The sequence below is a fragment of the Geomonas limicola genome (assembly GCF_014193675.1).
In the GTDB taxonomy this organism is placed as follows: Bacteria; Desulfobacterota; Desulfuromonadia; order Geobacterales; family Geobacteraceae; genus Geomonas; species Geomonas limicola.
The window spans coordinates 174,370-187,190 of the sequence record NZ_BLXZ01000004.1; the positions used below are offsets into that span (position 1 = coordinate 174,370).

Annotated in this window: 11 protein-coding genes; 1 reads left to right on the forward strand and 10 read right to left on the reverse strand. The window is 65.0% G+C overall.

The genetic code is table 11. From position 1 onward, the window contains the following. The 10 genes from H7688_RS11215 to H7688_RS11260 form a co-directional block, all read right to left on the reverse strand. On the reverse strand, positions 1-462 hold the full coding sequence (locus H7688_RS11215; RefSeq protein WP_246329790.1) for a regulatory protein RecX: 462 nt from the start codon (positions 460-462) through the stop codon (positions 1-3). Then, positions 463-1,614, reverse strand: a complete 1,152-nt coding sequence (locus H7688_RS11220; protein ID WP_183361205.1) for a type IV pilus twitching motility protein PilT — start codon at positions 1,612-1,614, stop codon at positions 463-465. Between the two features lie 11 nt (positions 1,615-1,625). Further along, positions 1,626-2,624 carry a recombinase RecA gene (gene recA / locus H7688_RS11225; RefSeq protein WP_183361206.1) on the reverse strand — a complete coding sequence of 333 codons (999 nt, stop codon included), beginning with the start codon at positions 2,622-2,624 and terminating at the stop codon, positions 1,626-1,628. Positions 2,625-2,788: 164 nt separating this feature from the next. Beyond that, positions 2,789-4,783: a sensor histidine kinase gene (locus H7688_RS11230; protein WP_183361207.1), complete on the reverse strand. Its 1,995-nt coding sequence runs from the start codon at positions 4,781-4,783 to the stop codon at positions 2,789-2,791. Between the two features lie 74 nt (positions 4,784-4,857). Next, the gene (locus tag H7688_RS11235) at positions 4,858-6,087 is read right to left on the reverse strand and encodes a competence/damage-inducible protein A (RefSeq protein ID WP_183361208.1); all 1,230 of its coding nucleotides are present in this window, start codon (positions 6,085-6,087) and stop codon (positions 4,858-4,860) included. Then, on the reverse strand, positions 6,084-6,533 hold the full coding sequence (locus tag H7688_RS11240) for a phosphatidylglycerophosphatase A family protein (protein WP_183361209.1): 450 nt from the start codon (positions 6,531-6,533) through the stop codon (positions 6,084-6,086). Before H7688_RS11240 ends, H7688_RS11235 begins: the two co-directional genes overlap by 4 nt. Continuing rightward, the gene (gene larC, locus H7688_RS11245; protein WP_183361210.1) at positions 6,530-7,687 is read right to left on the reverse strand and encodes a nickel pincer cofactor biosynthesis protein LarC; all 1,158 of its coding nucleotides are present in this window, start codon (positions 7,685-7,687) and stop codon (positions 6,530-6,532) included. The genes H7688_RS11240 and larC overlap by 4 nt, the downstream gene beginning before the upstream one ends. After that, positions 7,684-8,439, reverse strand: a complete 756-nt coding sequence (gene larB, locus H7688_RS11250; protein ID WP_183361211.1) for a nickel pincer cofactor biosynthesis protein LarB — start codon at positions 8,437-8,439, stop codon at positions 7,684-7,686. The genes larC and larB overlap by 4 nt, the downstream gene beginning before the upstream one ends. Positions 8,440-8,659: 220 nt before the next feature. Beyond that, complete coding sequence (locus H7688_RS11255) at positions 8,660-9,373, reverse strand: PilZ domain-containing protein (RefSeq protein WP_183361212.1); 714 nt, start codon at positions 9,371-9,373, stop codon at positions 8,660-8,662. A gap of 208 nt (positions 9,374-9,581) precedes the next feature. Beyond that, a complete protein-coding gene (locus tag H7688_RS11260; RefSeq protein ID WP_183361213.1) occupies positions 9,582-11,690 on the reverse strand; it encodes a diguanylate cyclase domain-containing protein in 2,109 nt (702 codons plus the stop codon). Positions 11,691-12,199: 509 nt separating this feature from the next. On the opposite strand from H7688_RS11260, the gene H7688_RS23010 reads away from it, so the two are divergent. Beyond that, entirely contained in the window at positions 12,200-12,802 is a 603-nt protein-coding gene (locus H7688_RS23010) for a molybdopterin-binding domain-containing protein (RefSeq protein ID WP_198424488.1), read from the forward strand. Positions 12,803-12,821: the final 19 nt, after the last annotated feature.

The window sequence follows — 12,821 nt, forward strand, 5'->3', positions numbered from 1 at the left end:
CTAGTCGATGGATTGATAATTCAGTGCCGCGAAGATGGCGCGCAGGCTGAAGCCTTTGCGGCTCAAATACCCCACCACCTTGCGTTTTTCCTTGTCCGGCGCGCTCTTCACGTCGAAGCTCGCGAAGCGCCGCTCGATGGTCTCCCGCAAGAGCTCGCCCTCGTCGAACTCCTGGTCGAGCTCGGCCAGGGTCTCCCGGATGATCGCCTCGGCCACGCCGCGGCGCGCCAGTTCCTGCTTGATCCGGCTGCCGTAGCCCCGGCCGTTTCTCAAGGCGCTCGTCGCATAGCTGCGCGCGAAGCGGGCGTCATCCAGGTAGCCCAGCTCCTTAAGCCGTACCACGGTCTCCTCGACCCCTTCGCTGAACCCCTTCTCCTTGAGCTTTCTTCTCAGCTCCGCTTCCGAGTGGTCACGCAGGGTGAGCACGCGCAGGGCGCTCTCCATCGGGGTGCTGGTAGCCACCTAGAACTTCTCGATGATCAGTTCGCCGTCTGCCGCGGCGGGTTCCGCCTCGGCGAAGTTGTCCCAGTTGGAGTCCGAGGTGGAGGAGATGCCGGAAATCTTGAGCGCGAAGTCGTCCGGGTTCGAGGACTGCCTGAGCGCCTCCTCGTAGGTGATGAGCCCCTTGGTCAGAAGCCCCATGAGCGACTGGTCGAAGGTCTGCATGCCGTAGCTCGTGTACCCCTGGGCGATCGCCTCCGGGATCTGCTTGGTCTTTTCCTTGTCGTCGATGCAGTCCCTGATGCGCGCGGTGCCGATCATCACCTCGACGGCGGGAACACGCCCCTTGCCGTCGGCGCGCGGCACCAGGCGCTGGGAGATGACCCCCTTCAGGATCCCCGAGAGCTGCATGCGCACCTGGCGCTGGTGGTAGGGGGGGAACACCGAAATGACGCGGTTGATGGTCTCTGCCGCGTCCAGGGTGTGCAGCGTGGAGAGCACCAGGTGGCCCGTCTCGGCGGCGGTGAGCGCGGTCTCGATGGTCTCGTAGTCGCGCATCTCCCCCACCAGGATGACGTCGGGGTCCTGCCTTAAGGCCGAGGTGAGCGCCTTGCCGAAGGTGAGCGTGTCGAACCCCACCTCGCGCTGGCTGATCAGGCTCTTCTTGTCCTTGTGCAGGTACTCGACCGGGTCCTCGATTGTGATGATGTTGCAGGTCCGGTTCTCGTTGATGTAGTCGATCATCGAGGCGAGCGTCGTCGACTTGCCGCTGCCGGTGGTGCCGGTGACCAGGATCAGGCCGCGCTGTTCCTGGGCCAGCTTGGTGAGCACCGGCGGGAGGTTCAAGGCCTCCAGGCTCGGGATGGCGATCGGGATGGCGCGCAGCACCAGGGCGACGGTGCCGCGCTGGGCGAAGGCGTTAACCCTGAAGCGACCCAGGCCGGGGACGCCGTAGGAGAGGTCCACCTCGTAGGACTCCTCGAAGATCCGCTTCTGGCGATCGTTCATGATGCCGAAGGCCATGGTGCGCACTGCATCGGCGGAGAGGCGCTCCGCGTTGGGGATGGCGCGCAGCCTGCCGTCGATGCGGACGATGGGAGGGACGCCCGCCTTCAGGTGGACGTCCGACCCCTTCGCTTTCATGGCTATGGTGAGGATCTCGTTGAGTTCCATGGTGGTTTACCTTATGCCGCGGGCTGTGCGGTCTCCGGGGCGAGGAGCTTGGCGCGGATCTCTTCCAGGATCTCCGGGTGCTCCTTGAGGAAAATGCGGGAGTTCTCGCGCCCCTGGCCGATGCGCTCCTTGCCATAGGAGAACCAGGCGCCGCTCTTGTCGACGATGTTCTTCTCGACCGCCAGGTCGAGCACGTCGCCCTCCTTGGAGATCCCTTCGCCGTAGAGGATGTCGAACTCGACTTCCTTGAAGGGGGGGGCCACCTTGTTCTTCACGACCTTCACGCGGGTGCGCGAGCCGATCATGTCGTTACCCTGCTTCAAGGCGGCGATCTTGCGGATGTCCATGCGCACCGAGGCGTAGAACTTGAGCGCGTTGCCGCCGGTGGTGGTCTCCGGGTTGCCGAACATGACGCCGATCTTCATGCGGATCTGGTTGATGAAGATGACGCAGCAGTTGCTCTTGGAGATGATGCCGGTGAGCTTCCTGAGCGCCTGGGACATGAGGCGCGCCTGCAGGCCCATGTGCGAGTCGCCCATGTCCCCCTCGATCTCCGCCTTGGGGACCAGGGCGGCAACGGAGTCGACGACCAGGACGTCGATGGCGCCGCTTCTCACCAGGGTCTCGGCGATCTCCAGGGCCTGCTCGCCGGTGTCCGGCTGGGAGACCAGGAGGTCGTCGGTGCGCACCCCGAGTTTACGGGCGTAGCCGATGTCGAGGGCGTGCTCGGCGTCCACGAAGGCCGCGATCCCCCCAAGCTTCTGGGCCTCGGCGATCACGTGCAGGGCGAGGGTGGTCTTGCCGGAGGATTCCGGTCCGAAGATCTCGATGACGCGGCCGCGCGGTACGCCGCCCACCCCCAGGGCCATGTCGAGCGAGATGGCGCCGGTCGGGATGGCCGCCACGTCCGGCAGCGGCTCGTCGTTGCCCAGGCGCATGATGGCACCCTTGCCGAACTGTTTCTCAATCTGGCTCAGCGCCAGGTCTATCGCTTTTTCGCGGTCAAGCATGCAGTATCTCCTGTCGCCCCGTTCGGGGGCGTCGTTGGTGGTTGGGTCGCGGGTAAAAATTCTGCCAAAAGTAGCACGAAATGCTGGGGTGTTTCAAGTTTCGTCTGAATTTTCTTTCAGCGGAGCGCTCCGGCGGATCTGACTGAACGGAGCGGTCGGTGCAGCTAAAACAGTGCCGGCTGAATGGCCTCCTGCTCGAGCGGCAGCACCACGAAAAAGGAGCTCCCCTGGCCGCTTTCCACCCAGACCATGCCGCCGTGCGCCTCCACCATCCCCTTGACGATGGCAAGCCCCAGCCCCGCCCCCTTCCCCACGAAGCGCCCCTGGCCGCTCGAGTGGTGTCGGATGTCGCCTACCTCGTAGAAGATCTCGAAGATGCGCTGCTGGTCTTCGGCCGGCACGCCGATCCCCTGATCGCGCACCTCGACCTCGAGGTAGCAGCGGTCGCCGCAGCGCTGCAAGAAGTCGCTGTTGAAGCGCTCCAGGGTGGCGCTGCGCGCCTTCAGCACGTCGCTTTCCACCACCCGCCCGGTCACCTCGATCTCGCTCCCCTCGGGGCTGAAGCGCATGGCGTTCAAAAGGAGCTCGCTGAAGACACGCTCCAGGTACTTCCAGTCGCCGTCGAAGTAGGGGAGCCGGTCCAGCGCGGTGAGCTTCAGGGTCTGCCGCTTCTCCAGCAACAAGGGCTGCAACTGGGCCTTGAGCTCCGCGAGCGAATCGTCGAGGTGCAGGGCACTGGTCGCCAGTTCGTCGCCGCGCGCCTCCAGTTTCACCAGCTTCAAGAGGTCGGCTACCAGCTCCTTGAGGCGCAGCCCGCCGTCGCGCACCATCCCCAGGACCTGGTCGCTCTCCGCACCAAGCTCCTGCTGCAACAGGTGCTCGGCACCCGAGATGATGCTGGTCAAGGGGGTGTTGAACTCGTGGGAAACCATCCCCAGGAACTGGTTCTTCATCCGGTCCATGCGGCTTAATTCGATGTTCGCCTGCTCCACCAGGGCGAGGTTCTGCTTCAGCTTGGTCTCGGAAAGCCCCAGGTTGTGGCTGCTGCGCTCCAGAAGGTGGTAGGAGCGCAAGAGCTCGGCGCTTTTCCAGTTGAGCTCCTCGAAGAGCCGGTGCTGGCCGATGACGCTCCCCAGCTGGGTTCCCACGCTCCCCAGGAAGCGGAGCTCTTCGCTCGTGTAGTCGCGGTGCTCGGCGTGGAAAAGGTGCATGACGCCGATCGGCTGGTTCTGCGCCAAAAGCGGCACCACGGTCACCGCCTGCCACCCCTCGCCGGCCGCGGCCTGCGCCAGCGGCGCCTGCGGGTCGAGAATGCGCACGCCCGCTGCTGCCGGCGGGGTGGCGGCAAGCTCGGCGAGGATCTCCCCCTGCACCTGGGGCGCCAGCATCTGCGCGGCCACCAGCTTGGGCGCGGCTCCCTCGTCCTGCAAGAGGTAGAGGGCACCGCCGCCGGCCTTGAGCAGTTCCAGGGTCTCGGTCAGGGCCACCTGGAGCACCTCTTCGATCCGGGGCCCCTGGTTCATCCCGACCAGCACGTTGTTCAGGATGGAAAGCTCGCGGTTGCGCTGCCAGATCTCCTGCTCGGTGCGCACCTTCTCGGTGATGTCGCGCACGATGCAGTGCACCAGCTGCTCGGTCCCCAGGTCGATGACCCGGGCGTCGATCTCGCCCAGGAAGACGGAGCCGTCCTTTTTCTGGAAGGTGAGCCCGTCGGACTCGGTGGCCCTGCCGTGGCGGTTCAGGCGGTTTATGAGGGCGCGGAAACGCTCCTGGTCGCAGGGATGCACCAGGTCGCGCCCCCACATCCCGGGGAACTCGGGCTTGGAGTAGCCGAAGAGTTCCACCCCCTTGCGGTTTACCTCCTGGAGGCGGGCGGTTTCGGCGTCGAGGACGAAGATGGCGTTGCCGGCACCTTCGAGGAGGCTTTTGTAGCGGCGGGCGGTCCTGGAGAGCTGCTGCTGCATGCCGCTTATCTCGTTGCGCAGGCCGGAACTCAGGCGCTCCTCGCGGCGCCTGAAGGCGGTCCAGAGCATGAGGATCGCCTGGGCCAACAGGACGATGGCGGCCAGGTGCACCCAGCCGGGCAGGGGGGTGAGCCGTTCCGCCACCAGAAGCAGCAGGTCGGCCACGATAAAGAGGATGAGGGTCGCAATGTTCAAGGCAGCTACCTGTGACAGCGAGATCCGTTATGAGATCCGGGGCTCCCCCCGGTGGTACCCGTGAGTCTTCTGGCCTAGTTCCCGGTGCTCAGGCGCCGGCGCAGCCAGTTGAGCGCGGTGAAGCAGGTGATCGAGCGGACCCGCTCCCGGTCGCCGGGGAACTGGTGCCGCTTGGCGCGGCAGCCTGCCGCGTCGGCCAGCGCGATGTACACCGTTCCTACCGGTTTCTCCGCGCTCCCCCCCTCGGGGCCGGCGATGCCGGTGACCGAGATGGCGATAGCGGCGCCGCTTGCCGCCCGGGCCCCTTCTGCCATGGCAAGCGCCACCTCCTCGCTCACCGCGCCGTGTGCGGCGATGAGCTCCGGCGCCACGCCGAGCAGGCGGCTCTTCGCCTCGTTCGAATAGCTGACCGCCCCTTCCTTAAACCAGGCGGAACTCCCTGCGGTCCGGGTGATCCGCTCGGCGATCATCCCGCCGGTGCAGGACTCGGCCAGCGCGAGCGTCGCCCCGCTCGTTGTGAAGAGCTCCGCGAGCACCGAGTCGAGCGTTGCCTGGTCTTCGGCGAAGAGGTGGTGCGCCATCCGCCCGCGCAGCGCCTCGAGCGCCGCCTGGTGCTCGGCCGGGTAGGCACCGGGGGTGCGCAGGATCAGGTGGATCTCCGGGAACTTGACGCAGTAGGCGAGCTGCACCGGGGACCCCGCGGGGAGCACCCCCTGGAGTTCCGCCGCGGCAACCGCCTCGGGGAGGCCGAAGATCTTCAGGGTGCTGCGCAGCGCGGGGGTGACGCCGCTCGCCTCGAGGAGCGCCGGGAGCACGGTCTGCTCCACCATCGGCTTCATCTCGAAGGGGACGCCGGGCATGAAGTAGCAGTCAGCCCGGCCGATGCTCACCCGAAAGCCGGTGGCGGTGCCGTTGGGGTTCGGGATCAGGCCACACCCTTCGGGAAGCTGGGCCTGGCGGTCGTTCAAGGGGTGCAGCTCACGGTTCAGGCGTTTGGCGAATTCGGCCAGGTGCGCCTGGGCCTCGGGGGAGTGGATGAGCGGAACCCCGGCGGCGCGTGCCGCGGCGGCCGAGGTCAGGTCGTCCGGGGTCGGTCCCAGGCCGCCGGTCGCCAGCACCACGTCGTACACGGCACCGAGTTCGCCGAGTGCTGCCACGATGGCCTCCTCGTCGTCGCCGACCATCAGGTGGCGCTCGGTGCGCAGCCCCAGGTCGAAGAGCCGGGTGGCGAGGTAGCTCTGGTTGGTGTCGGTCACCTCGCCGCAGATCAGCTCGTCGCCGATGGAAAGGGTGGCTACCTTCATAAGAACCTCAGCACCAGGTGCAGGCTCAGGCAGGCGTAGATCCCGGCCACGATGTCGTCCAGCACCACGCCGAAGCCGTTTTTCAGGGAGCGGTCGAACCAGCGCGCCGGCTGCGGCTTCACGATGTCGAAGAGGCGGAACAGGAAAAAGCCGGCCAGGACCGCCTGCCAGGTCGCGGGGGCGGCCGTCATGGTCACCAGGTAGCCGGCGACCTCGTCGATGACGATCTTCCCGGAGTCCTTCTCGTGGAAGACCTCCTCGGCGAGACCGGCGGCCCAGCAGGAAAACAGGGTGAAGGCGAGCGTGGTGAGGAGGTAGAGCGGCAGGGAGAGCCGGGAGAGCGCGAGGTAAAAGGGGATCGCGCCGAGCGTGCCGACGGTGCCGGAGGCGAACGGGGAGAAACCGGTACCGAACCAGGTTGTGGAAAGGATCACGAAGCGCCTCATCCCTGCCAGGTCTCCCTCTCCACGGTGCGGTACACCTCGATGAGCGGCAGCCCCTTCTCGAGCGCGATGCGGCGGCACTCTTCGAACTCCGGGGTGATGCGTCCGTTACCCAGAAGCTTCACCTTGAGCTTCCCCAGCGAGGTCTCCCGCTCCTCGACGCGGCGCTCGAGGGTGATCCGCTGGACCGGGTAGTAGCGCAGCCCGATGGCGCTCGACTCGGCGAGGATGAGGCCGGAGAGGCGCTCCAGGTCGCCGGGGTTCGCGAGCACGCTCACCAGGGTGCCGGGGCGGTTCTTCTTCATCTGCAGCGCGGTGAAGCTCACGTCGAGAGCGCCGGCCTCCAGGAGCCTTTCCATGAGAAAACCGAGGAGCTCCGGGGTCATGTCGTCTACCTGGGTCTCGAGGACCAGCACCTCACCGGCACGGGTGGTCTCCTCCAGGTCGCCCAAAACCAGGCGGAGCAGGTTGGGGAGCTCGGCGAACTCCTTCTCGCCGGCGCCGTAGCCCAGTCGCTCGACGGTCATGGCCGGGGGGGGGCCGAAGCTCTCGGCGAGTGCCGCGACGATGGCGGCGCCGGTCGGTGTCACCCTTTCACCCTCGCCGACGTCGGCGGTGAGCGGAATACCCTTCATGAGGAGTGCGGTGGCGGGAGCCGGTACCGGCAGCCGGCCGTGCGCGGTCCAGACGAAGCCGCGCCCGAAGGGGAGCCCCGAGGAGTAGACCTTCTCCACCCCCAGGTAATCGAGGCCGATGGCGGTCCCCACGATGTCGACGATGGAATCCACCGCCCCCACCTCGTGGAAATGCACCCGCTCGAGCGGGACGCCGTGCACCTGGGATTCGGCCTCGGCCAGCCGGCGGAAGATCTTCTGGGCGAGTGCCTTCGCCCCGGGCTTGAGCGGCGCCTCTTCGATCATCCGTGCGATGGCGCTGTAGTGGCGGTGCGGCTGGTCTTCCTCGGCGAGCCGCACCCTGAAGCCGGTGCCGGAAACCCCGTGACGCTCGGCCGGGACGCTCTCCAGGGTGTATCCGGTGAAGGGGAGCTTCGCCAGTTCCTCGCGCAACACCGCGAGCGGCAGCCCCAGTTCCAGGAGCGCCGCCACCGTCATGTCGCCCGCGATCCCGGCGAAGCAGTCGAAATAGATGACCTTCATGCCCTGTCCCTGTTGATCAGGCTGGCCGCGTAGGCCGCGCCGAAACCGTTATCGATATTCACCACGGTGACCCCGGCCGCGCAGGAGTTCAGCATCCCCAGGAGCGCCGCGACGCCGTTGAAGGCCGCGCCGTAACCGATCGAGGTCGGCACCGCGATCACCGGCTTGTCCACCAGTCCGCCGACCACCGAGGGGAGCGCCCCCTCCATGCCGGCTACCACGATGACCACCGAGGCCTCGCTCAAAAGGTGCCGGCGCGACAAGAGGCGGTGCAGCCCGGCCACACCCACGTCGAAGAGCTGCTCGACCTCGTTCCCCATGAGCCGCGCGGTGAGGACCGCCTCGGCCGCCACCGGGATGTCCGAGGTACCGGCGCAGACCACCAGGATCTTGCCCCGCCCGCGGTTTACGATGGGGTTTTTCTCGATGCTGAGGGCTCGCGCCTCGGGGTGGTACTGCGCTTCGGGGAAGAGCTCCTTCAGTTTGCGCGCCTTGGCCCCGTAGACCCGGGTCGCCAGCACGTTGGATCCCTTGTTGATAAGCGCCGTCATGATGGCCTGCATCTGGGCCACCGTCTTGCTCTGGCCGTAGATTACCTCGGGAAACCCCTGGCGCAGCGCCCGGTGGTGGTCCACGGTGGCGCACCCAAGGTCCTCGAACGGGAGATGTTTCAGCGTCTCCAGCGCTTGGCTCACTTCGAGGGTGCCGTTGCTTACGGCTTGGAGGATTTTCTCTATGTTTGCCTGCTCCATGCTCTGAATGGTTCCTCCGAATGCTCAAAAGCGGGGTCAAGGCTACCACATCGACGGATTTTTCGCTGCAAAAAATGACTACGCTACAACACAGGCCAAAGCCTGGTGACAGTGGCGTGCCGCCTGGGTCTCAGGTGCCATATTTTACAGCCAAAGGAAAGGTGCCGAAGCAAGTGGCACGAGGATGGGTGATTTCGGCAGATGGTACTACGCTCGTGCATCAGAGAGTGTCCCGGAGCTCCTTGAGGATCTCCAGCTGACGCTGGTTGACCAGGCCCGCCAGAAGCTGCTCGGTCTGCTGGTCGTGCTGGAACCGGAAGGCGCAGCGAAAGGGGGCCGCGTCGCCGGAACAGTGTACCAGGGTGCAGGGGATGCGCGTGCAGTTGGGGAGTCCAGTCGCCTTGTCGATGATCTTCAGCTCGACCCGCAGCTCCCTCGCCTGCTCGATGCTGACGCGCACCAGGGTGTTGATGCAGCAGCCACCCAGCGAGATGTCCTGCACCGCTCCGGAAATCCGGTCCGTGCCGCAGTGCAGGATCACGCCGATCGGCTTGTGCAGACGCACCCGGACGGTCTGGCGGTTTTCCGCCTCCAGTTCGACACTGGAGAAATCCCAGAGCCGGACCAGGTTGCGCCGGATGTCGATGCTTTCCAGCCTGCCGTGCACGGCCTTTTCCAGGTAGGGAGCCCGGATGAAGACCTCGTTGCACTGGGCGATGGCCGCGAGCTGCAAGTTACTCGTGCTGAGCTCGACGTGGTGACCCCGGATCTCGCAGATGCTGGCGGGGTGGGTGATGGGGAGTTCCTTGTAGATGTTGATCAGGGTGAGGCTTGCCTCGGGCTGTTCGGCCTGCAACTGCTGCAGCACGCCGACGATGCGCTGCTGCTCGTCGTAGGCCGGTTCCTGGCTCTGCTGATCGCTGTTCAGGGTCATGGCGGCAACTCGCTGTCTGCAGGCTAAGGCTTTGAAATGATGTGAGGTAGTGGCAGGAACGGCAGGGATCGGCGCACGACGTACCTAAGTATATGCTAATGATAGTTCTTTTCCAGCGGCGAGAGAAATTTTCCCGCCGACCTGGACGTCAGAATCGAGGGGAGGGGGGCGCGCTACGGAGGGGGCGGGACGCAGCCCGAGGCGCTCTTTAGCTGCAGCCGCGCTCGCTCCCCGGGCGCTCCGCCGTGGGGGGGTGGGTGAGGCAGCGGCCGAGATCTACGGGAAGCGCGGGGAGCACCGAACTCTCCGCGGGGCGCTCGGCGGCGCTCTCCTCGGCCGAGGGTTGGTGGAAGCAGAAGTCGTTGCGGCCGCGCTCCTTGGCCTGGTACATGGCGAGGTCCGCGTTACGTACCAGGGTCTCGCCGTCCTGGCCGTCCTGCGGGTAGAGGCTGATGCCGATGCTCACGCTCGACTGAACCTGCTGCTCCGACAGAACGAAGGCCCGCGACAGCTCGTCCACCACGTGCCGCGCCACCACGGCCGCGTTGTCGCTGTTTTGCAGGTCGGACAGGATCACCAGGAACTCGTCACCGCCGTAGCGGGCGATGGTGTCGCCCGAGCGGCAGCAGCAGGCCTTGAGCCTCTTGGCCACCCCCTGCAAGAGCTGGTCGCCGATGGCGTGGCCGAACTCGTCGTTGACCGACTTGAAACAGTCCAGGTCGATGAACATCACCGCGAGGAGCTGGTTGTTGCGCGCGGCGAACGCGATGGCCTGCCGTAAGTGGTCGTGGAACAGGTGCCGGTTCGGGAGACCGGTCAGGGTGTCGTGGAAGGCCAGGTGCTCGATGGTCTCCTCCATGCGCCGCTTCTCGGTGATGTCCCGCACCACCTCGATCCCGGCGATGATCTGGCCGCTCGCGTTTCTTAGCGGCGAGGCGGTCACCTCGGTGAAGATCTGCTGCCCGAAGGGGCTCACGCTGCGCACCGAGGAGTGGATCAGGCCGTCCTGGAAGGCGAGCGCCATCGGACAGCCGGGGCAGACGCTGTTGTGGTGCTCGAAGGCCTGGTAGCAGAGCTTCCCCACGTGGTTCCCCATGAGGGCGATACCCTGCTGGTTTTGGTAGGTGACCCGGAATTGGGTGTTCATGATGGTGAGCCCGACCCCCATGGCGGCGATGATCGCCTGGGTCTTGGCCTTCTCGTTTTCCAGGCTGGTGATCGCCTCCTGCAGCGCCAGGTGCTCGGTCGCCAGGCGCAGCACCATCTCGTTGAAGGCCGTGCCGAGATCGGCGATCTCCGCCGAGGTCGAGGGGGGGACCTGCTCGGGGACCCCGTCGCGCATGGACAGGGTGCGGATCCGCTCGGTGAACCGGGAGAGCGGTGCCATCTGGTAGTGCATGAGCAGCCAGACGATGACGACCGAGACCCCCGCTCCCGAGAGCGCCGCGATGTTCGCGTACTGCTTCGCCTTGGTGATCGGTGCGTAGGCTTCCTTGATGGGGAAGTTGGCCGCCAGGATCCAGTCGGTTTTCTTCAGGTGGCGTACCGTGGTGAGCGAGCTGATCCCTTTCGAGTTCAGCGACTCCTCGGTCCCCTCGAAGCCGGCGATCCCCTTGTCGAAGGCGCGGTTGACCCCCGGTTTCAGGTCCTGCTTCATGATGCGGGCCGGATCCGGGTGCATGATGAGCGTGCGGGAAGAGTTGTAGAGGTAGAGGTACCCGGTGTCGCCGATCTTGACCCGGGAGAGCTTTCCCAGGAAGTTGTCCCGGGTCAGGTCGAGGCTGCCGGCCAGGATCGCCAGCAGTCTCCCCTGCGAGTTGATGAGGGGCACGGTCAGGATGACTGCCGGTTTGCCGGGGGTGTGGGTGGACACGTAGGGGTCGGAGATCTGCGGCCTCATGGTCGCCACGGTCTTCTTGTAGTACTCGCGAAAGGCGATGTCGCGTCCCCGGCGCCCTTTGATATAGGGGGATTCCACGATGATCTTCCCCTCCGCGGAGAAGAGAAAGAGGGCGTTGTCGAAGATGGTGTGCAGGGCCGGCCGGCTGTCCAAAAGACGCTGGGCCTCCTCGGGCCGCCTGGGGTCGATGGACAGAAAGAGCGGGGCTTCCGCCATGAGCGCCTGCTGGGCATCCTGCAGGTCCGCGTCGATGCTGTCGCAGATCTCGGTGACCATGGAGAACTGCTGCTTGGAGATGAGCTGCTTCAGCTGGGATTCGAAGTGGTCGTTGATGACGCTCGAGAACAGGAAGATGATCCCGACCATGAGCAGGGAGACCGAGAGCCCAACTTTGGTTTTTATCTGGTGTCTCCTCATGGGCTCCGTCCTCCGGGCAACGCTGATAACTATGACATAAAAATATTCTAAGAAAACTCTTCTCCACGAAGTTTTCACTTTCCCGGAACCGTGACTACCCCTCTGCACCTGCTGCCGCAAAAAACCACGCGCAGGGCACCCCCACCGACAAACTCCTTACTAAAGCTTTCACTCTCTCGGTCGATACCAGTTCTGGTAGTACGAATTCCGCTGGTGGTTAACTGAATGGGTGGGTAGCTACTGTAACAGTGAGATTAGAGGGGGGTGGTTAATGACTCAGCCTCGGCATTGCTTTGTTGCAGGACTATGACAACCTTTCATCTGTGACAGATGATCGTCTTCTGGAACTGACAGTAAAATGAGTGCTTCCCAATTGACAGGGGGCAAAGTTCTGCTTGAATTACGGAGGCTGCGAACCAGTACCGTATCAGATAGTTAGCAGTTCTTCTTCATAAGTTGAGGCTGCAGCGTGTGACATAAACTCGTGGGAACAGTGGGAGGTTTTGTACATGAAACTTAGCCGTCGCAAATTTCTCAAGGTCACCTCCGGAGTGGTAGGAGGCGGCGTCGCTGCCGAACTCGGCCTTTTGGGAGTGAACACGGCCGCCGCCGCGGCCAAGGCCAACAAGGTCCCGATCAAGAAGGGCAAACAGGTGCCGAGCATCTGCCCCTACTGCGCGGTCGGCTGCGGCCAGATCGTCACGGTGAGCGATGCCGGGGAGATCGTGGACATCCAGGGGAACCCGGACTCCCCGATCAACCAGGGCACCCTCTGCCCGAAGGGGTCCGCCACCTTTCAGCTCGTCAAGAACGAAGAGCGCTGGACCACGGTCAAGTACCGCGCCCCCGGCAGCGACCGCTGGGAGGAAAAGCCGCTCGACTGGGCCATGCACCGCATCGCCGAGCTGACCCGGAAGACCCGCGACGCCAACTTCAACGAGTTCCAGGATCTGCCGGACGGCAAGGGTGGCACCGTCAAGAAGCGGGTGATGAACACCTACGCCCTCGCCTCCTTGGGTGGCGCCACCATGGATAACGAGTGGAACTACCTGCACCAGAAACTGATGCACGGCCTGGGGGTGGTCTACCTGGAAAACCAGGCCCGAATTTGACACTCCTCGACGGTCCCCG

Bases quoted from the DNA above. Each gene is read 5' to 3' on its own strand.
- H7688_RS11260 (WP_183361213.1), bottom strand. From the start codon at position 11,690: ATGAGGAGACACCAGATAAAAACCAAAGTTGGGCTCTCGGTCTCCCTG.
- H7688_RS11255 (WP_183361212.1), bottom strand. From the start codon at position 9,373: ATGACCCTGAACAGCGATCAGCAGAGCCAGGAACCGGCCTACGACGAG.
- H7688_RS11220 (WP_183361205.1), bottom strand. From the start codon at position 1,614: ATGGAACTCAACGAGATCCTCACCATAGCCATGAAAGCGAAGGGGTCG.
- larC (WP_183361210.1), bottom strand. From the start codon at position 7,687: ATGAAGGTCATCTATTTCGACTGCTTCGCCGGGATCGCGGGCGACATG.
- H7688_RS23010 (WP_198424488.1), top strand. From the start codon at position 12,200: ATGAAACTTAGCCGTCGCAAATTTCTCAAGGTCACCTCCGGAGTGGTA.
- H7688_RS11240 (WP_183361209.1), bottom strand. From the start codon at position 6,533: ATGAGGCGCTTCGTGATCCTTTCCACAACCTGGTTCGGTACCGGTTTC.
- larB (WP_183361211.1), bottom strand. From the start codon at position 8,439: ATGGAGCAGGCAAACATAGAGAAAATCCTCCAAGCCGTAAGCAACGGC.
- H7688_RS11235 (WP_183361208.1), bottom strand. From the start codon at position 6,087: ATGAAGGTAGCCACCCTTTCCATCGGCGACGAGCTGATCTGCGGCGAG.
- recA (WP_183361206.1), bottom strand. From the start codon at position 2,624: ATGCTTGACCGCGAAAAAGCGATAGACCTGGCGCTGAGCCAGATTGAG.